Source organism: Nonomuraea sp. NPDC050663 (assembly GCF_044456985.1).
Taxonomy (GTDB): domain Bacteria; phylum Actinomycetota; class Actinomycetes; order Streptosporangiales; family Streptosporangiaceae; genus Nonomuraea.
In genome coordinates this window covers 23,278-47,618 of the sequence record NZ_JBITGL010000008.1, presented here as the reverse complement: position 1 = coordinate 47,618, position 24,341 = coordinate 23,278, and the positions used below count along the sequence as shown (strand labels likewise).

Sequence of the window (24,341 nt, the reverse complement as noted above, 5' to 3'; positions counted from 1 at the left end):
ACAGGCCTATCCGGTCGTCAGCACCGGCAGCCTGCGGCGGGAGCTGACCAGCGAGCGCCGCGGCCTGGGCAGCGGGTCGACCCCGGTCTCCGCGAGGACCAGGCTCATGGCCCGCTCGCCCTCGACGAAGATCAGGCCGCGCTCGCGCAGCTCGTCGAGATGCGCGGCCTCTTCGGGCGCGAGCCGGTCGACGCGGGTGGGGCGTTCGAGGATGAGCAGCGTGCGCGCCACCGCCTCGTCCAGCTCGTACCTCTTCAGCGTCCCGGAGCGGGAGTCGAGCACGACCTTGTCCTCCAGGCGCAGGATCGGCGGCTCGTCGCCCTCCCAGCCGCCCAGCCAGGCACTCACGGCCTTCGTGAGCGGCCTGATCCACCTGGCCACGCCGATCATGTACGGGGCGACGGCCCGGTCGTTGAAGTAGTAGGCCAGATGGTTCAGCGACTCCTCGGGGAAGGGGTAGGTGAGCCGGTAGTGGTCGACGGGACGCAGGTCGAGCCCGAACTCGTCGGCCTGGTTGAAGTAGGGGCTGTAGCGGTCGAACCTGACGGGGAAGACGCCCTCGGGCGGGGGCAGGTGGGCCAGCAGCGGCAGGTCGTCGACGTACTTGGCGAACGTCGACTCCGGCTCGCCGGGGAAGCCGATGAGCAGGTTCCACGCCGGGGCGATGCCGTACCTGACGCAGTTCTTGAGCAGCTGGATGTTCTGGAAGGACGAGGAGCCCTTCTTCATGAGCTTCAGCGTGCCCGTCGAGAGCGCCTCGATGCCCGGCTGGATCCGGTCGACACCCGCCCTGGCCATCTCGCTCATGTCCTGCTGGTCCAGGCCGACCTTGACCTCGTAGAAGATCGACGCGCCGGGCGGCGGCTGCAGCTTGGGCAGGACCTCGGTGAGGTACTCCAGCGGCATGATGTTGTCGGTGCAGGAGTAGACCTTGCACCAGGGCGCGTACTCGAAGAGCCGCTCGAACTGGGACACGGCCCGTTCGGGCGACATCGCCCGGTAGGCCATGCCCTGGCCGTTGAGCCCGCAGAAGGTGCAGTGCGAGCGCTCGCCCCACCAGCAGCCGCGCGAGGTCTCGAAGAACAGGATCGGCTCGACCTTGTCGTCGACGGTCGCGGTCAGCTCGTCGAAGGACGAGGCGAACGAGGCGTAGTCGGGCTCCACGCAGTCGTCGATGTCGGTGTCGGCGCCGATGGCCCGGCGGTAGCGCTCCTCGTGGCAGTTGCGCCGTGACACCACGCCGAGGATGCGGTCGGGCGTCTCGTCGTCACCGTCGATCACCGCGCGCAGGAAGCGGGGAAAGCTGCGCAGCGCGGGGCCGGAGAAGACGTAGTCGAGCTGGGTGGCGTGCTCCACGAGCGAGGCGCCCATCGGGGCCTCGCAGTTGGCGCCGCCCATGACCGTGACGGTCGAGGGTGAACGCTCCTTGACGGCGGCCGCCATGGCCAGGCTCGGCACGGTCTGCATGAACATCGAGCTGAACCCGACCACGTCGGCCTCGCCCAGCCGGTACTTGTCCGCCAGGCTCGCGCAGAACTCGCCGAGGCGGTCGCGGGCCCGCATCAGCCGCGCCCGCAGGGGCGCGTGCGCGGGCCCGGCGAAGTAGCGGCCGAAGTACTCCTCGCTGTTGTCGGGCGCTTCGGGGAAGGCGACCTGGCGGAACAGCCAGTCGCCGATGCCGGCGACGTGGTGCTCCATGCCCTCCGCGATGGCGTCGTACAGCTCGGTCCCGAAATAGCGCACCACGTCGTGGTTGAGGTAGCAGACGCGGACGCTGACCTCGTCCTCGAAGTCGCGCTGCACCAGCGAGGAGAGCTGGCTCAGCGCGAACGAGGGCCGTCTGCGGTCCGCGAACGGCATGTTGACCAGGGCGATGTCAAGCACGAAGGGTCCTTTCCCCGTCGCGGGCCCACGTGGCGTACTCACGGAAGCCGTACATGAGCGGTGATTCCGGGTCGCTGGCGATGTCGGCGACCCGGCCGAGCACGAGCGCGTGGTCGCCGACCGTCCACACCTCCTGGACCGTGCACTCCGCCCAGCCGTGCAGGTCGTCCTCCAGCCGGGGCAGCCGCAGCCGCCCCGCGGGCGACCACCTGATGGCGGAGAAGCGGTCCGCGGTGAGGGAGGAGAACAGTTCTGCCGCCGCCCGCGCTCTGGCGTGCAGCAGGTTGACGCCGAAACCTCCGGACCCGACGGTGGCCGCCAGGGTGCGGCTGTGCACGTTGATGCTGACCAGCAACGTCGGCGGGGCGAACGTGACGCTGATCAGCGACGAGCAGGTGAGCCCGCAGGGTTCGCCGTCCGGGCTCATCGCCGTCACGACCGCCACGCCCGTCGGGTACGAGCTCATGAACGTGCGGCAGACGTCGACGAGCGTTCTCACCGCAGGCTCGTCAGGTATTCGTGGGCGGTGGGCAAGACCGACACCATGCGCTCCGCCTCCGCGCGCAGGCCGGCGAACTGGGCCGTGGCTCCGGCCGGGTCCAGGTGGGCGAGCGCGGGTCGCGCTCCCTGCGGGGCGTGTCCCAGCCCGAGCAGCATCGTGATCCACGAGTAGAGCTCGAATCCGTGGTAGTAGGGGTAGATCGTGCTCTCGTCGGGGAGCCTGGTCGCCGCGATCTCCAGGAACTCCGCCATGAACGGCGGGATCTCGCGGGCCTTGGTCTCCTTCCAGTAGGGCGTGTCGGCGCGGGCCGTGGCGCGGTAGTGCAGCACCAGGAACTCGCGTACGCCGTCGATGACCCTGGCCACCTTGTCGTTGTAGCCGTCGATCAGGCGCGGCTCCCACCGCTCGTCGGGGAAGTGCTTCACGAGCTGCTCGATGGCGTGCTGGATGAAGAAGATCCCGGTCGACTCCAGCGGCTCGACGAAGCCGCTGGACAGGCCCACCGCGACGCAGTTGCCGACCCAGGAGCGCTCGTTGCGGCCGATGCGCATCCTGATGTGGTTGGCCTCCAGGTCGTCGCGTCCGGGGGCGGCGAAGGCCCGCAGGGCGCGCTCGGCCTCCTCCGGCGAGCAGAACTCGTCGGAGTAGACGTAGCCGGTGCCGTTGCGGCCGTAGAGCGGGATGGTCCAGATCCAGCCCGCGTCCATGGCCGTCGCCGTCGTGTAGGGGTTGATCAGCTCCTGCTCCTCGCGCGGCACGCGCAGGGCGACGGCGCGGTTGTTGGGCAGCACGTCGGTGAAGGAGCGGAAGTTCTCGCCGAGCGTCTGGTTGATCAGCAGGCCGCGGAAGCCGGTGCAGTCGACGAAGAGCTGCCCGGTGACGTCGCCGTGCTCCTTGGTGGTGACGTGGCTGATCCAGCCGCGCTCGTCCTGGCCGACGGCGGTCACGTCGTCGAGCACGTGGCGCACGCCCTGCTTCACGCCGATGCCGGTCAGGTAGGTGGCGAGCTGGGCAGCGTCGAAGTGGTAGGCGTAGGGGAACTGGGCACGCTGCTCCTCCAGGGTGGAGCGGCCGAGCGAGCCGTCCAGGCCGCCGGCGAACAGGCTGCCGTCGAGCAGCCTCGGCGAGCGCCGGTTCTCGCACAACCACGGGGTGACGTAGCAGGCCCGGTCGAACGGCTCGTCGGCGCCGTTGAGCCGCAGGTGCCAGTCGGCCAGGGTGAAGCCGTCGCTCACCCGCAGCCGCTCGAACGGGTGGTAGAAGTGGGTGCCGTCGCCGCGCCAGTTCTCGAAGCGGATGGCCAGCTTGTAGGAGGCCGCGCACTGCGGCATCCACTCGCTCTCTTCGAGGCCCAGGTAGTCGAAGAAGTGGCGGACGGTGCTGAAGGTCGCCTCCCCCACCCCGATGGTCGGGATGCGGGGCGACTCGACCAGGGTGATGCCGACCCGGTCACCGAAGGCGGCCTTGAGGTAGGTGGCGGTCATCCAGCCGGCCGTACCCCCACCCACGATCACGACGTCGTTGATCATCAGTGCTGTCCTCTCAGGCTGAGCGGCCGCATGTCTGTCCAGACGGCCGAGATGTGCGTCAGGCACTCCTCGCGGCTGCCGCGGACACCCTCGTCCGTCCAGCCGTCGGGGTTGTCGCGGCCCTCGGGCCACACGGAGTACTGCCCCTCGTGGTTGACGACGACCTTGAACATCGCTTCATGCCTCCAGGCGGTCTCGGGCCACGATCGGCCAGATCAGGGCCATCGCCTCGGCCCTGGCCATGGCGTCGTGGTCGCAGTCGATCTCGTGTACGGCCAGCCCGGCCACGTGCGGCGCCCAGATCCCGGCGGCCGACAGCCCGGCCTCCCAGGTCCTCGTGGCGACGAACAGCAGGGCGTCGCCCTCGTAGCGGCCCGGCCGGTGGGCGTCGAGCAGCTTGGAGTTGTGCAGCACGGTCTCCGTCATCGTCGCGACGAGCTCCTCGTCGAGGTCGGCCGCGTAGCCGACGGAGTCCATGAGCAGGGTGCGCGCCTCGGCGGCGTCCTCGATGCCGGGCCGCTCCGCGCCGGAGAAGGCGGGGTAGCTGTCGAGCAGGGCCAGCAGCCCGACCTGGCCGGGCAGCCGCTCGGCCATGGCGTGCGCCACCAGGCCGCCGAACGACCAGCCGAGCAGGTGGTAGGGCCCTTCGGGCTGCACTCGCCGGATGATCTCCAGGTAGCGCTCGGCCATCTCGTGCACCGAGCTCGGCTGGTCGGGTCCCGTGGACTGCAGGCCGTACACCGGGCGGTCGGGCTCGACGTACGGCAGCAGGCTGCTGTAGCACCAGCTGACGCCGCCGACGGGATGGACGCAGAAAAGCGGCGGCAGCGAGCCCGCCGGGCGGAGCGGCAGCAGCGCTTCGAACGGGTCGTCGGCGGCGCCGTCGCCTGCCAGGCGGTCCACCAGCTCGGCCACGGTGGGCGCGGCGAACAGGTCGCGGATGCTCAGCGAGGCCCCGAGCGTCGAGCGCACCCTGCTGATCAGCCTCGCGGCCAGGATGGAGTGTCCGCCGGCGGAGAAGAAGTTGTCGTCGACTCCCAGGCCGGGCCGCTCCAGTACCTCGGTGAACAGGCCGAGCATGGTGTGCTCGCGCGGCGTGCGCGGCGGCCGGTGCCCGGCCCGTGGCGGTTCCGGCAGCGCCCGGCGGTCCAGCTTGCCGTTGGCGTTGAGCGGCAGCACCGGCAGCGGCAGGTAGGCGGCGGGCAGCATGTGGGTCGGCAGGTGCGCCAGCGCGTGCCGGTGCAGCTCGGCCGGGTCGACGTGCTCGGGCGTCACGTAGGCCACGAGCTGGTCGTCGCGGACGATGACCGCCGCCTGGGCGACGCCTGGGGCGCGGCCGAGCGTGTTCTCGATCTCGGCCGGTTCGATGCGGTGGCCACGCAGCTTGACCTGGTTGTCGGAGCGGCCGACGAACTCGAGCGCGCCGTCCGCCCGCCGCCTGGCCTGGTCGCCGGTGCGGTAGAGCCGCCGCCCGCCGGGCGCGGCCACGAACCGCTGGGCGGTCAGTCCCGGCCGGTTGAGGTAGCCGCGGCCGACGCCCGGTCCGCCGATGTACAGCTCGCCGCGCACGCCTGGCGGCACCGGCAGCAGGTTGTCGTCGAGCAGCAGCACCTCGGTGTTGACCAGCGGGTGGCCGATCAGCGGGATCTCGCCGTCGCGCACCCGGTAGCCGGTGCTGTCGTTGGTGCACTCGGTCTGGCCGTAGTAGTTGTAGCTGTCGGTCGTGGGCGCGTCGAGCATCGCCTGCCACAACCCGGCCGAGACCGCCTCGCCGCCGACCATCAGCGCCTTGGGATGGTGACGTCCCGGGGCGAACAGCCCGGCGGTGACGAGCTGCTCCATGAAGACCGGGGTCAGGTCGACGAAGCCGATGCCGTGGGCGTCGATGTAGTCGACCAGGTCCTCGGGCGTGCGGCGGGTGACGTCGTCGATGACGTGCAGCTCGTGCCCGTCCATCAGCCACAACATCGAGTCCCACGAGGTGTCGAAGGTCAGCGGCACCACGAAGCCGACGCGCAGGCGCTCGCCGCGCGCGGCCAGGAACAGCCCGTTCCTGTGCGCGTTGAGCAGGTGCGCCAGGCCGCCGTGTTCCAGGACCACGCCCTTGGGCCGCCCGGACGAGCCCGAGGTGTAGATCACGTAGGCCGCGTGCTCGGGACGCGGCGGCGTGCCGGGGTCGTGGTCGGGGGCGCCGGGCACGTCCTCGACGAACACGACCTTCTCGTACGGCACGGCGCTCTCGCGGGTGGTCAGCACCAGCAGCGGCCGGGCGTCGTCCAGCGTGTAGGCGATGCGCTCGGCAGGATGCTCGAGGTCGAGCGGCAGGTAGGCGGCCCCCGCCTTGTGCACGCCCAGCACCGCCGCGATCATTTCGGCGGAGCGGGGCAGAGCCAGGGCGACGAGCGTCTCGGGCCCGGCTCCCTGGGCGCGCAGGTGGTGGGCGATGCGGTTGGCGCGCCGGTTGAGCTCGGCATAGGTCCAGCGGACCGGGCCCGACACGACCGCGATCTCGTCGGGGATCCTGGCCACCTGCTGCTCGAAGCAGGTCGGCAGCGTCGTGGTCAGCGGCTCGGCCCGGGGTCCGCGCGAGCGGGTCAGCTCGAGGTCGAGCTCGTCGAAGGTGAGCACCTGCAGCGCCCCGATGCGCGTCGCCGGCTCCTCGACGGCCGCCTCCAGCAGGCGCAGCAGCCGGTCGGCCATGGACTCGGCCGTCGAGCGGTCGAACAGGTCCACGGCGTATTCGAGGTAGGCGTCCATGCCCTCGGGGCGGCCGCACTCGTCGTAGCGCTCGATGACGTCGAGGGTCAGGTCGTAGTCGGCCGTGCCGTGCGCCACCGGCTCGTGGGCGGTCTCGACGCCGGGGAAGGTCAGGTCGGCCGCCGCGTTGTTCTGGAAGACCAGCAGCACCTGGAAGAGCGGGAAGCGGGCCAGGGTGCGGGTCGGGTTGACCGCTTCGACGACGCGCTCGAACGGGGTCTCCTGGTGCTCGTAGGCGGCCAGGTTCGCGTGCCGTACCCGGGCGAGCAGTTCGGCGAAGGTCGGGTCGCCCGAGGTGTCGGTGCGCAGCACGAGCGTGTTGATGAAGCATCCGACGAGGTCGTCGAGGCTCTCGTCGGTGCGGCCCGCGACGGCGGTCCCGATCGGGATGTCGCCGCCGGCGCCGAGCCTGGTCAGCAGGGCGGCCAGCGCCGCCTGGGTGACCATGAAGAGGCTGACGCCGTTCGCGCGTGCCACCTCGGCCATGCGCTCGTGCACGGCGGCCGGGATGGTGAAGGGCACCGTGTCGCCGTGGTAGCTCGCGATCGCCGGGCGCGGCCGGTCGGCCGGCAGTTCGAGCTGGTCGGGCAGGTCGGCCAGGGTGGTGCGCCAGAAGTCCAGGTGGTCGTCGCCGGAGTCCTGCCAGAGCGCGAAGTCGGCGTACCTCACGGGCAGGGGCCGCCAGGCGGGTTCCCTGTTCTCCAGCCGCGCCCGGTAGGCCTCGGCCAGGTCGCGCGAGAGCGGCGCCATCGACCAGCCGTCGCAGGCGATGTGGTGCACGACCACCAGCAGCACGTGCTCGTCGGGCGCCAGCCGGAACAGCCTGGCGCGCAGCGGTGTCTGGCTGGTCAGGTCGAAGCCCTGCGAGGCGATGCCGGTCAGCAGCTCGGGCAGCTCGTCCTCGGTGACCGGCTCGGGGTCGAGCCCGATCGGCGCGGGGGCGAGGATGCGCTGGTAGGGGCCGCCCGCGTCCTCGGGGAAGATCGTGCGCAGCGGCTCGTGCCTGGCCACCACGTCGGTGAGTGCGGCGGCCAGCGCGGTGGCGTCGAGCGGCCCGCGCAGCCGCAGGCCCGTCAGCGTGTTCTGGGCGTGGTCGCCCGCGTCCTCCAGCCGGTTCAGGAACCACAGCCGGCGCTGGGTGAACGACAGCGGCAGCCGTTCCGCGCCGGCCGTCTGGCGCAGGGCGGGCCTGGCGTCGTCGCGCAGCATGTCCGCCAGCCCGGCCACGGTCGGGTGGTCGAACAGGTCGCGGATGGTCAGCGTGGCGCTGAGTGCGCCGCGGATCCGGCTGATCAGCCTGGTGGCCAGGATGGAGTGCCCGCCGTTGGCGAAGAAGTCGTCGTCGATCCCCAGATGGGTGGCGTTGAGGGTGTCGTTGAACAGGCGCAGCAGCGTCTCTTCGCGCGGGGTGCGGGCGGGGCGGTGCTTCGTGGCGGGTGGTTGCGGCAGGGCGGCCTTGTCGAGCTTGCCGTTGGGGGTCAGTGGCAGCGCGGCCAGCGGCAGGATCGCCGCGGGCAGCAGGTGGGTGGGCAGCTGGGTGCGCGCGTGCGCGAGCACGGCCGCGGGGTTGGCGGACGCGGGCACGATGTAGGCGATCAGCCGGTCGTCGCGGAGGATCACCGCCGCGGCGGTGACGCCGGGCGCGCTGCCCAGCGTGTGCTCGATCTCGGCCGGTTCGATGCGGTGGCCGCGCAGCTTGATCTGGTCGTCGGCGCGGCCCAGGAACTCCAGCTCGCCGCCGGGCAGCCGCCTGGCCAGGTCGCCGGTCCGGTAGAGGCGGGTGCCGTCGTGCCAGGCGACGAAGCGCGCCGCGGTCAGCCCTGGCCTGCCGAGGTAGCCGCGGCCCACGCCGGGCCCGCCGACGTACAGCTCTCCCCGGCTGCCCGGCGGCACCGGCTGGAGGCCGGCGTCCAGCAGGTGGGCCTGGATGCGGGGCAGCGGGCGGCCGACGAGTATGGTGCTCGGCTCGCAACGCCATGCGCTGACGTCGACCGTCACCTCCGTCGGGCCGTAGGCGTTGATCATCGTGCGGCCGGTGGACCACCACTCCATGAGCCCTGCTGGGCACCCCTCGCCCCCGACGACGAGCATCCGCAGGTCGGGGTACGGCTCGCGCGGCACGGTGGCCAGGATCGCGGGCGGCATGTGGGCCAGGCTCACCCGCTGCTCCCGCAGGAAGCCGCCGAGCTCCTCCCCGGTGAGGACGGAGGGGGCGATCACCAGGCAGCCGCCCCGCGTGAACGCGGTCGCCAGCTCGGAGACCATCACGTCGAAGCCGGGCGAGACGAGCTGCAGCACCCGGTGCGCGGCGCCGCCCCCGGAGTCCAGGCGCTCGCCCAGGTTGGCCGCGAGGTTGGCCAGGCCCCGGTGCTCCAGCACGACGCCCTTGGGGGTGCCGGTGGAGCCGGAGGTGTAGCAGACGTAGGCTGCCGTCGCTGGCGTGAGCGGCGTGCCCGGGTCGTGATCGGGACCGCCGTCGAGCTCCTCCAGCATCAGGCTGTCGCCGTACGGCACGCCCGCCGAGCGGCACGTGAGCAGGAGCCTGGGCCCGGCGTCCCGCAGCATGGAGGCGATGCGCTCCCGCGGATGGGTCAGGTCGAGCGGCAGGTAGGCGGCGCCCGCCTTGAGCACGGCCAGGATGGCGGCGATCAGCTCGGCCGAGCGCGGCAGGGCGAGGGCGATCACGGTCTCGGGTCCGGCGCCGTTCGCGATGAGGTGGTGGGCGATCCGGTTGGCCTCGCGGTCGAGCTCGGCGTAGGTCCAGGTGGCCGCGCCGCAGGCGACCGCGGGGGCGTCGGGCGTGCGTTCGGCGTGGCCCGCGAAGACCCGCGGCAGCAGCTCGGGCTCGCTGTCGCGCGAGGGCCCTTCGGCCAGGGCCCGCTCCACGGCGCTGAGCAGCGGCAGCCGCGCGACCCGCTCGCCGGGATCGGCGATGGCGGCGCGCAGCAGCCGGGCGAGCCTGGCGGCCATCGCCTCCGCCGTCGGGCGGTCGAACAGCTCGCACGCGTAGTGGAGCGCGCCGTGCAGCCCGGTGTCCGTCTCGTGCACGGCGAAGGTCAGGTCGAACTGGGCGGTGGGCACCTGGACGTCCAGCCGTTCCACGTCCAGTCCTGGCAGCGTCCAGAGGTCGCGCCGCTCGTCCTTGGAGTAGGTGACCAGCACGTTGAACAGGGGGTTGCGGCCGGGCACGCGCACCGGGTTGAGCCGCTCGACGATCCGGTCGAAGGGCGTGTCCTGGTGCTCGAAGGCCTCCAGGACACTCTCCTTGGTCCGCCGCAGCAGCTCGGCGAAGTCCGGGTGGCCGGACAGGTCGCCGCGCAGCACGAGCGTGTTGACGAAGAAGCCGATCAGCGGCTCGGTCGCGGGGTGGTCGCGGCCGGTCGTCGGGGTGCCGACCGCCACGTCGTGCTGGCCCGTCACCCGCGACAGCAGCGCCTGCACGGCCGCGAGCAGCACCATGTACACGGTGACGCCGTGCTCGCGGGCGAGCCTCTCGATGCCGTCGGCGGGCAGGTCCATGAGGACGTGGTCGCCACGTTCCGCCGGCGTGTGCGGGCGCGGCCTGTCGGCGGGCAGGTCGAGAGGTTCGAGGTCGGCCAGCCTCGCCGTCCAGTGCTCCAGCCCGCCGTCGTCGGTCGCGGAGCGCTGGTGGACGGCGTGGTCGGCGTACTGGATCTCCAGCGGAGGCAGGTCATGGCCCTGGTAGCGCGCGGCCAGCTCGTCCCAGAGCACCGGCAGCGACCAGCCGTCGCACGCGATGTGGTGGAAGACCAGCAGCAGCACGTGCTCGTCGGCGGACTCGCGGTGCAGCCCGGCCCGCACGACGGGGCCGCGTTCCAGGTCGAACGGCTCCCCTGGGGCGGCGTCGTCCAGCTCGACCGGGGCCGGAGGGTCGACGACCTGGTGCGGCCTGCCGTCGAGCTCGACGTAGCGGGTGCGCAGGATCTCGTGCCTGGCCACGATGCCGTTGAGCGCGCGGGCGAGGGCGTCGCGGTCGAGCGGACCGCGCAGCCGTACGGACACCGGCATGTTGTAGGCGGTGCTGCCCGGCGCGAGCTTCCACAGGAACCAGAGCCGTTCCTGCGCGAACGAGAGCGGCAGCGGGGCTTCGCGCGAGGCCCGCTCGATCGCGGCGTCCGCCTGCGCGGCGTCGGCGATGCGGGCGGCCAGCGTCGCCACGGTCGGCGCCTCGAACACCGCGGTGACCGGGAGGTCGGCGCCGAGTTCCTGACGAAGGGCGAAGCGGAGCCGGGTGGCGAGCATGGAGTGCCCGCCGAGGTCGAAGAAGTCGTCGTGGGCGCCGATCTCGGCGTCGCCGAGGTCGAGCACGTTCCGCCAGATCCCGGCCACGGCCCGCTCCAGCTCGGTGCGCGGCGCCTCGTAGGCGGTGCGGCTGCCGGGAGCGCCGGGATCGGGCAGCCGCGAGCGGTCGACCTTGCCGCTGAGCGTGCGCGGCAGCGCGTCCACCAGGACCACGGCCGTCAGCCACATCGAGCGCGGCAGGCGCTCGTTGCAGAAGTCACGCAGCTCGGCGGGGTCGGCGTCGCCGCCGGGCACGGCATAGCCGACCAGGCGGTGGTCGCGCCCGTCCGGCCAGGCCAGCACGTGGCAGTCGGCCACGGCGGGATGGGTGCGCAGGACGGCGCGTACCTCGCCTGGCTCCACCCGGTGCCCGCGGATCTTCACCTGGTCGTCGTCCCTGCCCAGGAACTCGATGCTCCCGTCGGGCAGCCTGCGCCCCCTGTCGCCGGTCCGGTAGAGCCGCGAGCCGGGGGCGACGGCGAACGGGTCGGGCACGAAGCTCCAGGCGGTCGCGGCCGGCTGGCCGGCATAGCCGCGCGCCACCCCGAGCCCGCCGACGTACAGCTCGCCCACGACGCCGATCGGCACCTGCCTGCCACGCTCGTCGAGCACGTGAACGGTGGTGTTGGCGGCGGCGGTGCCGACCGGCACGATCCCCGAGACCGTGCGGGCTCCCCTGCGCGCCTCCTGGATGGTGCTGTCGATGGTGGTCTCGGTCGCGCCCCACGCGTTCAGCACCCGGACCCGGGGGCCGAACGTCTCCATGAGCGCGTCGCAGTCGGCCACCGGCAGCGCGTCGCCGCCGGAGATCAGCAGCCGCAGGTCCGGCAGATCCAGGCCGGTGGCGGCGACGTGTCCCGCCAGGTTGTGCAGGACGGCGGGGATGCTGTCGAACGCCTCGATGCGCTCCGCTGCCAGCGCCCCCGCCAGTTCGGCCGGATCGAGTGCCATCGCGCGCGGCGCGATCACCAGGCTCCCGCCGAAGGCGAGGCTCCTGACCACGTCGCCCCAGAACACGTCGAACGACGGGCTCGCGACCGTCAGCCAGCGCTTGGCCGTGATCTTGCGCGCGGCCCAGTCCGCCCTGAGGTTGGCCAGGCCCCGCCTGGTGACCATGACGCCCTTGGGCAGTCCCGTCGAGCCCGACGTGTGGATGACGTAGGCCAGCGCGTCAGGGGACGACGGGCGCTCGGGCCGGTGCGCGGGCCGCCCGGCGGCGTCGGCGAGGTCGGCGACGCGCCAGGGCCCCGCGGGTAGAGCCGTGTCGAAACCGGGGCCCGTGAGCACCACCGCGGGTCCGGCTCCCGCGAACATGGCGGCCAGCCGGTCCTCCGGCTGGTCGGGGTCGACGGGGAAGAAGGCGGCGCCGGCCTTGAGCGCGGCGAGCGGGGCGATCACCGCGTCGGCGCCCCGGTCCACGCACACCGCGACCACGTCGTCGACGCCGGCACCGAGCTCCATGAGCAGGTGGGCGAGCTGGTTGGCGCGCTCCTCCACCTGGCCGTAGGTCAGCCGCTCCTCCCCGCACACGACGGCCAGGTCATCGGGTACGGCATCGGCGAAGGACTCGAAGTGCGCCTCCACCCCCGTCTTCGGGTCGAGGGCGAGCCTGGTGGAGTTCCACCTGGCGAGCTGGCGGCGCTCGGCCTCGGTGGCCAGCTCGTACTCCGAGATGTGCAGATCGGGATCGTCGGCGGCCTGCCCCAGCAGCGCGACGAGCTGGTCGGCCAGCCGCTCGACGGTGGCCAGGTCGAACAGGGCGGCGTCGTACTCCAGCGTGCCCGCGTAGGAGTCGTCGAGGCTGAAGGTCAGGTCGAACAGGGCGCCGCCGCCGTCGCACGGATACGGCTCGACGTCCAGCCCGCCGAACGCGGGCCGCGCGCCCGACGCGTCGCTGTCGCCGGTGACCATGACGTCGAACAGCGGGTTGCGCCCCGGCTCGCGCACGGGGTTGAGCCGCTCGACGACGCGCTCGAACGGGGTGTCCTGGTGCGCGAAGGCGTCCAGGACACTCGCCTTGGTCCTGGCGAGCAGCTCGCGGAAGGTGGGATCGCCGGCCGTGCTGGTCCTGACGACCAGGGTGTTGACGAAGAAGCCGATGAGGGGCGCGATGTCGGGCCGGTCGCGTCCGGCCGTCGGCGCCCCGACGGCGATGTCCTGCTGCCCGGTCACCCGCGACAGCAGGGCCTGCACGGCGGCGAGCAGCACCATGAACGGGGTCACGCCGTTCCGCCTGGCCAGTTCGCGCAGCCGCCCGACGCTGCGGCCCGGCACCTGGACCGGCACCAGCTGCCCCTGGTGCGCGGGCTCCGGCGGGCGCGTCCGGTCCAGCGGCAGGTTCAGCTCCTCCAGGCCGTCCAGGTGCCCGGCCCAGTAGCCGAGGCCGTCGTCGCCCGGCTCGGAGCGCAGGCGGTGGGCGTGGTCGGCGTACTGCATCTCCAGGGCGGGCAGCTCCTGGCCCCGGTAGAGCGCGTCCAGCTCCCGCCACAGGATGGGCAGCGACCAGCCGTCGCACGCGATGTGGTGGATGACCAGCAGCAGCACGTGGTCGTCAGGTGCCAGGCGGAACACCCTGGCGCGCAGCACGGGGCCGCGCTCCAGGTCGAACGGCGTGGTGCACTCCTGGTCGACGAGCCTGTCCAGCTCGCGCTCGGTCGCCGGGACGATCGGCAGGCCGACCGGCGCGGCGTCGCCGACGACCTGGGCGGGCACGCCGCCCTCGACGACGTAGCGGGTGCGCAGGATCTCGTGCCTGGCCACCAGGCCGTCGATCGCACGGCCCAGCGCCTCGGCGTCGAGCGGGCCGCGCAGCCGTACGGCGGCGGGGGCGTTGTAGGCCGGGCTGTCCGGCGCCGTCGACCACAGGAACCACAGCCGCTCCTGCGCGAAGGAGAGGGCCAGCGGCCCGCCGGTGCGCGGCGCCCGCGGCCGGCGCTCGCGCGCCAGCCGCTCCAGGAGGAGTTTGCGCTGCTCGGGCGGCAGCTGCGCGATCCTCGCTGCGAAGGTCTCCGACATGCGTGCGGGTCCTCTCATGACTCGGAGGGCAGGAGCCGCGCCAGCTCGTCGTCCGGCAGGTCCATGACCAGCCGCTCGAGCTCGGCGGCCAGGCGGACGGCCAGCGCGCGGATGCGGGGTTCGGCCAGGATCTGCTTGATGCCGAGGTCCACCCCGAACGTGGTGCGGATGCGGAAGGCGATCTGGACGGCGTGGAGCGAGTTGCCGCCGAGCTCGAAGAAGTCGTCCTCCACGCCCGGCCGCTCGACCTCCAGCACCTCGCGCCAGATGTCCGCGATGGCCTCCTCGACGGGATCGCGGGGCGCCACGTACGAGGTGCGGGCGGTGGACCGGCCCGCGTCGGGCAGCGGCAGCGCGGCCCTGTCGATCTTGCCGTTGGGGTTCAGCGGTAACCGGTCCATGACCATGACCGTGGCCGGGACCATGTGCTCGGGCAGGTGCTCGGCCAGGTAGGAGAGCAGTTCCTCCGCCCTGACGGCCGCGTTGGGCTGGGCGTAGGCCAGCAGCTTGCCGCCCGGCGCCGTCACCACGCAGGTGGCGACCGACGGGTGAGCGGCCAGGACGGCCTCCACCTCGCCCAGCTCCACCCGGAAACCCCTGACCTTGACCTGGTGGTCGCGGCGGCCGAGGAATTCGAGCGTGCCGTCGGGCCGCCAGCAGGCCAGGTCGCCCGTGCGGTAGAGCCTGGCGCCCGGCTCGCCGGAGAACGGGTCGGCCACGAAGCGGTCGGCGGTCAGGCCCGGCCTGCGCCAGTAGCCGACGGCCACGCCGGGGCCGCCGAGCCACAACTCGCCCGGCACGCCGACCGGGGCGGGGCGGAGCGTCGAGTCCACGACCCAGGCCTGGGTGTTGGCGATCGGCGGGCCGATCTGGCCGTTGCTCGCGGGCAGGTCCTTCAGCGGGCGGCAGGTCGAGATGCTGGTCACCTCGGTCGGGCCGTAGATGTTGTTCAGCCCGTCGTGTCCGGTCTGGCGCACGCTGGCCAGGTTGATGCGCTCGCCGCCGATGTAGACCTGGTCCACGGTGGCGAACACGTCGGGCTGGGCGCCGACCGCCGAGTTGAACAGCGCGGTTACCAGGGCGAGCGTGGTGACACCCTCGGTCTTGATGAGCTCGGCCAGTCGCGCGGGCGACAGGACGGTCTCGTTGGGGACGATCACCAGGCGTCCGCCGTTCAGCAGCGCGCCCCAGAGCTCGAACAGCAGCGGGTCGAAGGAGGCGTTCGAGAGCTGGGCGACCACGCTCTCGTGGCTGAGCCGCACGTAGTCGGTGTCGCGGACCAGGCGCACGATGCCCCTGTGGGCCACGGCGACGCCCTTGGGCCTGCCGGTGGAGCCCGAGGTGTAGACCACCGTCGCGACGCGGTCACCCCCGCCGTACGTGCCCGCCGCCGTGCCTGCCCCGATCTCCTCCAGGGGGCTGCCCTGGCCCTCGTCGAGCGGCAGCTTCGCCAGCAGGTGGCGGTGGCCGAGCACCACGCCCGCCCGGGTGTCGGCCAGCATGAACGACAACCGGTCGGCCGGGTAGCTCGGGTCGAGCGGGACGTAGGTGCCTCCCGCGCGCAGGATGCCGACGATCGCGGCGACCAGGTCCGCCGAGCGCTCGGCGCACAGGCCCACCAGGTCGCCGCGCCCTACCCCCGACTCGTGCAGGTGCCCCGCGATCGCGCCCGCGCGTTCCCAGAGCTGGGCGTAGCTGAGCCGTACGGAACCGTCGACCACGGCCACGCTGTCCGGCCGCAGCCGGACATGCTCGGCCACCAGGTCTTCGAGCGGCCGGTCGAGCGGGGCCTGACGCAGGGTGTCGTTCCAGCCCTCCACCTGCGCCCGCTCGGCCGGTGAGGACGGCGGCGCGGCGGCGACCGGCGTGTGCGGGCCGGCGACGACCTGGTGCAGGGCGGTCAGGTAGTGGTCGCGGATGCGGCGCACCTGCTCGGGCGCGAACTCGCCCGAGTGGAAGTCGAGGCCCATCAGCAGCCCGGTGCCCGAGCGCGGGTTGCGCAGGAAGCCGCAGACGAACGGGTAGTTCGTCGGCTCGACCCTGACCGTGGTGAAAGCGTCGAGCTTGGCGTCGACGAAGGCGACCTCGCCGCTGTCGAGCACGTCCTTGAGCACGTGGAAGTGGTTGTAGACGAAGTGCGTCTCGTACAGCGGTCCGCCGCCGACGAGCTGCTGGATCTGCGACATCGGGAAGCGCCGGTGGGGCAGCAGGCCGTTCTCCTCCTCGAAGACGGCCCTGATCAGCTCGGCCCAGGTGCCGCCGACGCGGGCCCTGATCGGCAGCGAGTTGAGGAACAGGCCGCGCGACTCGGTGCCGTCGGCCTCCTCCAGGCGCCCGTTGAACGCCATGCCGGTGACGACGTCGTCGGTCCCCGTCAGGTAGGCCAGCACCCGCAGGTGTACGGCGAGCAGCACGCTCTTCAGCGGCACCCCGAGCTGCTCGGCGACCCGCTCCAGCCCCTGGCAGAGCTCCATCGGGATCTTGGTCTCGCGCCAGGCGTAGAACTCGCTGCTGCCCTCGGGCAGGGTCCAGTCCTCGACCGCGTAGGGCGAGGCGGTCGGCTCCGCGGAGCTGTCCGCCGGCCAGCGCGGCAACGACAGCCGTTCGAGCCCGGCCAGGTGCTCGCTCCACCAGGCGCGCTCGTCACTCGACTCGACCGCCTGCCGCTCCGCCTCGACGAAGTCGCGGTAGGTGGAGGCGGGAGGCGGCTCGGCGACGGAGGCGGGGTCCTTCAGCAGGGCGACGTACCGCTCCAGGATCTCGGCGATCGTCGAGTGCAGGCTCCAGCCGTCGAGGATCGCGTGGTGCTCGACCAGCGTCCACTGGAAGGTCTCGTCGCTGCACCGGTGCACGAAGAAGCGCCACAGCGGCGGCGTGGCCAGGTCGAAGGGCCGCTCGCGTTCGCTGTCGACCCGCTCGCCGATGATGCGCCCCTGCTCCTCCTGGCTCAGCCCGCGCAGGTCCTCGACCACGATCGGCAGCTCGGCCGTGCGGTGGACGAGCTGCAGCATGTCGCTGTAGGCGCTGAGGTGGAAGGAGGTGCGCAGGATGTCGTGGCGCTGCACGGCCTGCGCGGTCGCGGTGCGGAAGAGCTGCTCGTCCCAGGGCGCGCGCAGGTGGAAGCTGTCGACGTTCTGGTAGAGCATGCGCTCGTCGGACTCCATGTGGAAGACCATGCCGACCTGCAGCGCTGCCATCGGGTAGGCGTCGACCACGTCTTCGGGGAGCCTGGCCCTGTCCTGCTCGGAGATCAGCGCGAACGGCTCCCTTTCGCGTTCCACCGGGGAGGCGGGCGAGATCTCGGCGGCGAGCTGGGCGATCGTCGGCTGCTGGAAGAGCCGCTGCAGCTCGAAGTCGAGCCCACGGTCGCGGGCCAGCGCCAGCACCTGGACACTGCGGATGGAGTCGCCGCCCAGGTGGAAGAAGTTGTCGGTGACGCCGACCCGCTCCAGTTCGAGCACGTCGGCCCAGACCTCGGCCAGCACCCGCTCGGTGTCGGTGCTGGGCGCCACGTGGGCCCGGCCCAGCGCGGGCCGCTCCTCCGCCGGGTCGGGCAGCGCCGACCTGTCGATCTTGCCGTTGCCGCTCAGCGGCAGCTCGTCGAGGATGATGATGATCGACGGGATGAGGTGCGCGGGCAGCCGGGGCTCCAGGAACTCGTGCACGTCCTCGACGGTCAGCTCGCCGCGCGCCTCGACGTAGGCGACCAGGCGCCGCTCGGCAGAGCCGTGCGCCACCACGACGCACCTGCCGACCCGCGGATGGTCGCAGACGGCCGCCTCGACCTCGCCGGGCTCGATGCGGAAGCCGCGGATCTTGAGCTGGTGGTCGGCGCGGCCGTGGAACTCCAGCGTGCCGTCCGGCCGCCAGCTCGCCAGGTCGCCGCTGCGATACATGCGCGCGCCGGGACGGCCGGAGAAGGGGTCGGGCAGGAACCGCTGGGCCGTCAGGTCGGGCCGCTTCCAGTAGCCGCGCGCGACGCCGTCGCCGCTGACGTGGATCTCCCCGATCACCCCGGCCGCGACCGGCTGCCCGTCACGATCCAGGACGTGGATGCCCAGGTCGGCCAAGGGGATCCCGATCGGGCTCGTGCGCTCCGCCAGCAGCTCCCTGGTGAGCGGGGCGTAGGTGCTGTGCACCGTCGTCTCGGTGATGCCGTACATGTTCACCAGCCGGGGGAAGTCCTCCGGGTGACGCTCCCACCAGCGCAGCACCGAGTCGCGGTCGAGCGCGTCACCGGCGAAGACGACCAGCCGCAGCGCCAGCTCGGCCGCCACGCGCTCGTCCACGCCGACGAACTGGCGGAACACGGCGGGCGTGGCGTTGAGCACGGTCACCTGCTCGCGGGCCACGAGGTCGTAGTACGCCTCGGGCTCGCGGCTCTCCCAGTGGCTGACGATGACCAGCCGCCCGCCGGTGGTCAGGCAGTTCCACACCTCCCACACGGAGACGTCGAACGAGCTGGAATGCAGGAGCGTCCACACGTCGCCCGGGCCGAAGCCGTAGTCGGGCTGGGTGCCCGCGAACAGCCTGACCACGTTGTGGTGGGTGACCATGACGGCCTTCGGCGCGCCCGTCGAGCCCGAGGTGTAGATGAGGTAGGCCAGGTCGCCGGGTCGTGGAGCCTGGCCGCTGTAGGGCGTGCGGTCGTTGGCCACGTCGGCCAGGACCCTGCGGTAGCCGCCGTCCGGCAGCTCCACGCCGCGCTGGGTGACGACGGTCTCCAGCTCGGCGTCGGCCAGCATGTACTCCAGCCGCGCCGCCGGGTAGGCCGGGTCGAGCGGCACGTAGGCCGCCCCGGTGCGCAGGATGGCGAGCATCCCGACCACCAGCTCGGCGCTGCGCCAGCACGCCAGGCCGACCAGGTCGCCGGGTCCCGAGCCGAGCCGCGCGGCCAGGGCGCCCGACCACTCCCACAACTCGGCGTAGGTGAGCCGCTGCAACCCATCGGTGATCGCGACGGCGTCGGGTCGCAGCCGCACCTGCTCCTCGACCAGCTCCGGCAGGGTCCGCTCGGCCCCGATCAGCCGCGCGGGGCCCGACCAGCCCTCGATGAGGCGCTGCTCGTCCTCTGGCAGCGAGCCGATCAGCGAGACGGGCAGCTCGGGGGCCGCCAGCAGGCCGTCGAGCAGCGTCCGCCACTGGTCGGCCAGCCGCCGCGCGGACGCGGCGTCGAACAACGCGGTCGCGTACTCCAGCTCGACGCGCAGCTCCCCCTCGCTGTCGACCACGGTGACCGTCAGGTCGAACTTGGCGGTGCCGGTGTCGGCGGGCAACTGCTCGGCCTGCGCCGCGCCGATCCGCCAGCGGGACCGCTCCTGCCTGTGCAGGCCGAACTGGACCTGGACCAGCGGCGCGTAGGACAGCTCACGATCCGGCCGCAGCTCGTCGACCAGGGCCGCGAACGGCACCTGCTGGTGCGCCTGCGACTGCGCCGACGACTCGCGCACCCGGTCCAGCAGCTCCAGGAACGTCGGGTCCCCGCTCAGGTCGGCCCTGACGATCAACGTGTTGACGAAGAAGCCGACGAGCGCCTCCACCTCCTGGACGGGCCTGCCCGCCACGGGGGTGCCGAGCACCAGGTCGGTGCGCCCGCTCCAGCGGCCGAGCAGCAGGGCGAAGGCGGAGAAGAGCACCTCGAACACCGTCGCGCCGGCGTCCCTGGCCACTTCCCTGACTCGTTCCGGGGCGGCGAGGCTGAAGTGCTCGGTGGCTCCGCCGTACTCCTGGACGGGCGGCCTGCGCCGGTCGGTGGGCAGCTCGAGCAGCGGCGGTAAGTCCTTCATGTGCTCGCGCCACCAGGTCAGGCCCTCGTCCAGCGGCCTGGCCCGCTCCCAGGCCGCGTAGTCGGCGTACTCCACGGAGGGCTCCGCGTGCTCGCCCCCGGCCAGCTCGTCGAGAAGCAGCCCGAGCGACCAGCCGTCGACGGCGATGTGGTGGAAGCAGAGCCACAGCAGGTGGTGCTCGGCGGTGTGGCTGATCAGCCCGGCTCTCAGCAGCGGCGCCTGCGCCAGGTCGAACGGCTGCCTGGCGCGCTCGTCCGCGGTCTTCCTGGCCGCCGCCCAGTCGGCGGCGTGCTCGTGACTCCACGGCACCCGCGCCTGCTCGTGCACCCGCGTGCGCGGGCGGCCGTCGGCCCCGGCGACGAAGGCGGTCCGCAACACCTGGTGCCGGTCGGCCAGTCCCTGTACGGCACGGCGCAACTCTTCGGCGTCGGCGGGACCGGTCAGTTCGAGCAGCACGGGCACGTTGTAGAGGGCCGTGCCAGGAAGCCACTGGTCCAGGAACCACAGCCGCTCCTGCCCGGACGACAGCGGATCGTCACCCGGTTGCCTGCGCGGCACGCCGTCACTCTTGTCGTCCAGGCCTGCTTCGGCGAGCAACTTCTCGATCAGCAGCTCTTGTGCGCGGTCACTGTGCATCTGCGTTCTCTCCCACACGGGCGTGCTGTACCTGCAGGACGATGGAGGCGATCCGGTCCAGCCGATCGGGGTCCGGCTCGCGTATCGCGGCGGCCAGCCGCCGGATGGTCTTGTGCCGGAACAGGTCGCGGACCGACATCGGCGTGCGCAGGGCGCGCTCGGTCCGCGTGGTGACCTTGACGGCGTGCAGCGAGTGGCCGCCGAGCTCGAAGAAGTCGTCGGTGGCGCCGGGCCGGTCCAGGCCGAGCACCTCGGCCCAGATCCCGGCGAGCAGTTCCTCCACCGGGCCCTGCGGCGGGATCGTCTCCGTTTCCGCGCGCTGTTCACCCGGCGCGGGAAGCAGGGCGACGTCGATCTTGCCGTTGGGGTTGAGCGGCAGCCGGTCGACCAGGATCACGTGGGCCGGGACCAGATGGTCTGGCAGCTCGCGCGCCAGCGCCTCCCGTACCTCGGCGGCGCTCAGCGCGCCGTCCACCTGGGCGTAGGCGATCAGGTCGGCGGGCGCGTCCTGCGGGGTGCGCGCGACGACGGCGCAGGCCCGCACCCCGGGCAGCGCCGACAGCGCGAGCTCGACCTCGCCCGGCTCGACGCGGAAGCCCCGGATCTTCAACTGCCTGTCGATCCGGCCGAGGAACTCCAGCGTTCCGGCCGCCGTCCAGCGCACCAGGTCGCCCGTGCGGTAGAGCCTGCCGCCCGGCCGTCCGGAGAACGGGTCGGGGACGAAGGCCCCGGCGGTGGTGCCCGGCCTGCGCCAGTAGCCCCAGGCCACGCCCGGCCCTCCGAGCCACAACTCGCCCGCCACCCCCACCGGGGCGAGGTCGCCGGTCTCCAGGTCCACCACCCGGGCGGTGGTGCCAGAGATCGGCCGCCCGATGGGCCCTCGCGTCGTCGGCGCGACGGTCAGCGGCTCGAACGTGGAGAAGGTGGTCACCTCGGTCGGGCCGTAGATGTTGTGCAGCGCCCGCGGTCCCAGCCCGCCGCGCAGCACCTGGCCCACCCTGGCCACGTCGAGCGCCTCGCCGCCGAAGTAGAGGTGGTCGACGGTGGCGAAGGCGCCGGGCTCCTCTCCGGTCGTGGTGTTGAACAGGGCGGTGGTCAGGAACATCGTGGTGACGTGCTCGGCCCTGAGCAGCTCGGCCAGGGCGGGCGGCGACAGCGCCGTCTGCGGCGGGACGACGACCACCCGTCCGCCGTTGGCGAGCGCTCCCCAGATCTCGAAGGTGATCGCGTCGAACGAGGCGTTGGAGAGCTGGGCGAGCACGGTCGTGGTGTCCAGCGGCACGTAGTCGGCGCCGCGCACCAGGCGGACGATGCCACGGTGCGGGACCACCACGCCCTTGGGGCGGCCCGTGGAGCCGGAGGTGTAGATGACGTAGGCGGCGTCCTCCGGCCCGATCCGCACCTCGGGTGCGGGTGCGGCGCCGTGCTCGTCGCCGATCTCGACGGTCTCGCGCCCGTCACGCGGGAGCGCCGCCAGCAGGTCGCCGTGGCCGACGAGGGTGGTCACGCCGGTGTCCTCCAGCATGAAGGCCAGGCGCGCGGCCGGGTAGGAGGGGTCGAGCGGCACGTAGGCCGCGCCGGCGCGCAGGATGGCGAGCATGGCGACGACCAGGTCGGCGCCACGGTGGCAGGCCAGTCCGACCAGCTCGCCCGGGCGGGGCCCGAGCCGCGCGGCGAGCGCTCCCGACCTGGACCACAGGTCGGCGTAGGTGAGCTTCAGCTGACCGTCCGAGACGGCCACCGCGTCGCCGCGATCGGCCACCTGGCGGGCGACCAGCTCCGGGATCGCGACATCCGGATCCGTGCCGGCCGTACCCGCCCAGGTCATGAGCTGGTCGCGCTGTCCGTCGGGGAGCGCCCCGACACGCGAGACCGGCTCGCCCGGCGTTTCCAGCAGCCCGCGCAGCAGATGGAGCCACTGCGCGGCCAGCCGGTCGGCAGTCGCCGCGTCCAGCAGGTCGGTGGCGTACTCCACCTCCAGCGCCATCTCCCCCGGCGCCTCGTGCAGGGTGAGCGTGAGGTCGAACTTGGCCGTCTCGGTGTCGGTCTGCCGCAGCCGCGCCGCCAGGCCCTCGGCCAGCTCCCACTCGTGGTGGGCGGGCAGGTAGTGGGCGAAGGCGACCTGCACGACCGGGGCATGGCTGAGCACCCGCTCCGGCTGCAGAGCCTCCACCAGCAGGGCGAACGGCAGCGCCTGGTGGCCGAGCGCGGCCGTCGCGCTGTGCCGTACCCTCTCGACGAGCTCGTGGAAGCTGGGGTCGCCTCCCGCGTCGGCGCGCACGACCAGGGTGTTGACGAAGAAGCCGACGAGCGGCTCCAGCTCGGGCAGCGGCCTGGTGACCACCGGGGTGGCGATCGGCAGGTCGCTCCTGCCGCTCCAGCGGCGCAGCAGCAGCGCGAACACCGACAACGCCACGTCGAACACGGTCGCCGACCGCGACCTCGCGAAGTCCGTCAGGGCGGCGGCCAGGTCGGCCGGGAGCACCTGGCGTCGCGTCCCGCCACGGAAACTCTGGACGGCGGGGCGGGGCCGGTCGCCCGGGAGCTCCAGCAGCGGCGGCAGCCCCGCCAGGTGGGAGCGCCACCAGCGCAGGTGGTCGGCGACGGGACGGGCCCGCTGCCAGGCGGCGTAGTCGGCGTACTCCGGCCCGTCGAGCTCGGGCAGCGCCAGCCCCCGGTAGGCGGCGCCCAGGTCGTCGAGCAGGTGACGCAACGACCATCCGTCGACCGCCAGGTGGTGGACGCACACCCACAGCAGGTGGCGGTCCTCGCCCGCGGTGACGAGCCCGCCCCTGATCAGCGGCGGCACGGTCAGGTCGAACGGCTCCGCGACGTGGGCGCGCACCAGCCGCCAGGCGTCGGGCAGGCCGCCGGCCCGTTCGTGCCGCCAGGGCACCTCGGCGTCGCGGGTCAGCGGCCTCGGCTGGCCGTCCACCGTCTCGAACGCGGTGCGCAGCGCGGGATGGCGGTCGGCCACCCGCTGCAGCGCACCGCCCAGCCTGCCGGGATCCACCGTCCCGGTCAGCTCGACCACCAGCGGCACGTTGTAGAGAGCCGTCCCCGGCCGCCACTGCTCCAGGAACCACAGGCGCTCCTGCTCCAGCGAGACCACGGCGGGCCCCTCGGCCCGCGCGATGGGCGAGGCCGTGGCCGTTCCGGCACGTTCGACGACCTTGGCGCAGCCGGCCAGCGTGGGGGCGGTGAACAGCTCGTCGAAGTGCACCTCGACGTCGAAGGCGGCCCGGATCCTGGCCAGGGTCATGGCGGCGAGGATGGAGTGACCGCCGATGGCGAAGAAGTCGTCGTCGAGGCCGACCCTGGGCACGTCGAGCACCTCGCACCAGATGGCCGCCAGCCTGTGCTCCGTGGGGGTGCGCGGTGCCACGTAGGCGATCTCGTCCAGGTCGTGCGGGCTCACCACCGGATCGGCGGCGACCATGAGGTCGGCCAGCAGCGAGTCGGGCTCCTCCGCGAGGAGCACGAGGATCGTCTCCAGACGGTCCAGGTGCCAGCGCATGGCCTGCTCGGTGTAGCGGTCCGCGTCGTAGTCGCACTCCAGGAGCCAGCCGTCGGCCGCCCGGTTCAGGACGAACAGGCAGTCGCAGTCACGCAGGCTCAGCGCCGCGTCGTCCGCCTCCGCCTTGCCGATCCCCGCGGCGACCAGCACGCGGGCCTCGCCGCTCGCCTCCGTGTGATCCATCAGGTCGCCCAGCCGGGTCCCGGCGTCCAGCCCCGAGCGCAGCACCACGGGTCCGGGAGCGGCCGCCACCAGGGCCTCGTCCGAATCCGGAACGGCGATCAGCGCCATCGTCGCCGCCGTGAGCCAGGCCAGCGGCTCCGGCGCCACGGCCTCCACCGTGACGGAGAGCCGCCCCCGGGCGTAACCAGGCCGTACGGCAGGCGCGACGTCGGCGGGAAGCGTGGTCACGC

General features: G+C 72.8%; 7 protein-coding genes. All 7 read right to left on the bottom strand.

Annotated features, from left to right (window positions below):
- Positions 1-6: 6 nt before the first annotated feature.
- The 7 genes from ACIBH1_RS25095 to ACIBH1_RS25065 are packed head-to-tail and all read right to left on the bottom strand — an operon-like array spanning position 7 to position 24,339.
- Positions 7-1,884 (bottom strand): RiPP maturation radical SAM C-methyltransferase, encoded by a 1,878-nt coding sequence (locus tag ACIBH1_RS25095; protein ID WP_397316345.1) that lies wholly within the window; start codon positions 1,882-1,884, stop codon positions 7-9.
- Complete coding sequence (locus ACIBH1_RS25090; protein ID WP_397316344.1) at positions 1,877-2,383, bottom strand: flavin reductase family protein; 507 nt, start codon at positions 2,381-2,383, stop codon at positions 1,877-1,879. The genes ACIBH1_RS25095 and ACIBH1_RS25090 overlap by 8 nt, the downstream gene beginning before the upstream one ends.
- Positions 2,380-3,915: a tryptophan halogenase family protein gene (locus ACIBH1_RS25085; protein ID WP_397316343.1), complete on the bottom strand. Its 1,536-nt coding sequence runs from the start codon at positions 3,913-3,915 to the stop codon at positions 2,380-2,382. The genes ACIBH1_RS25090 and ACIBH1_RS25085 overlap by 4 nt, the downstream gene beginning before the upstream one ends.
- Positions 3,915-4,088, bottom strand: coding sequence for an MbtH family NRPS accessory protein (locus ACIBH1_RS25080; protein WP_181610263.1), 174 nt, complete (start codon positions 4,086-4,088; stop codon positions 3,915-3,917). The genes ACIBH1_RS25085 and ACIBH1_RS25080 overlap by 1 nt, the downstream gene beginning before the upstream one ends.
- A gap of 4 nt (positions 4,089-4,092) precedes the next feature.
- Positions 4,093-14,007, bottom strand: coding sequence for an amino acid adenylation domain-containing protein (locus ACIBH1_RS25075; RefSeq protein WP_397316342.1), 9,915 nt, complete (start codon positions 14,005-14,007; stop codon positions 4,093-4,095).
- Entirely contained in the window at positions 14,004-20,411 is a 6,408-nt protein-coding gene (locus tag ACIBH1_RS25070) for an amino acid adenylation domain-containing protein (protein WP_397316341.1), read from the bottom strand. The genes ACIBH1_RS25075 and ACIBH1_RS25070 overlap by 4 nt, the downstream gene beginning before the upstream one ends.
- A complete protein-coding gene (locus ACIBH1_RS25065; RefSeq protein ID WP_397316340.1) occupies positions 20,401-24,339 on the bottom strand; it encodes an amino acid adenylation domain-containing protein in 3,939 nt (1,312 codons plus the stop codon). Before ACIBH1_RS25065 ends, ACIBH1_RS25070 begins: the two co-directional genes overlap by 11 nt.
- Positions 24,340-24,341: the final 2 nt, after the last annotated feature.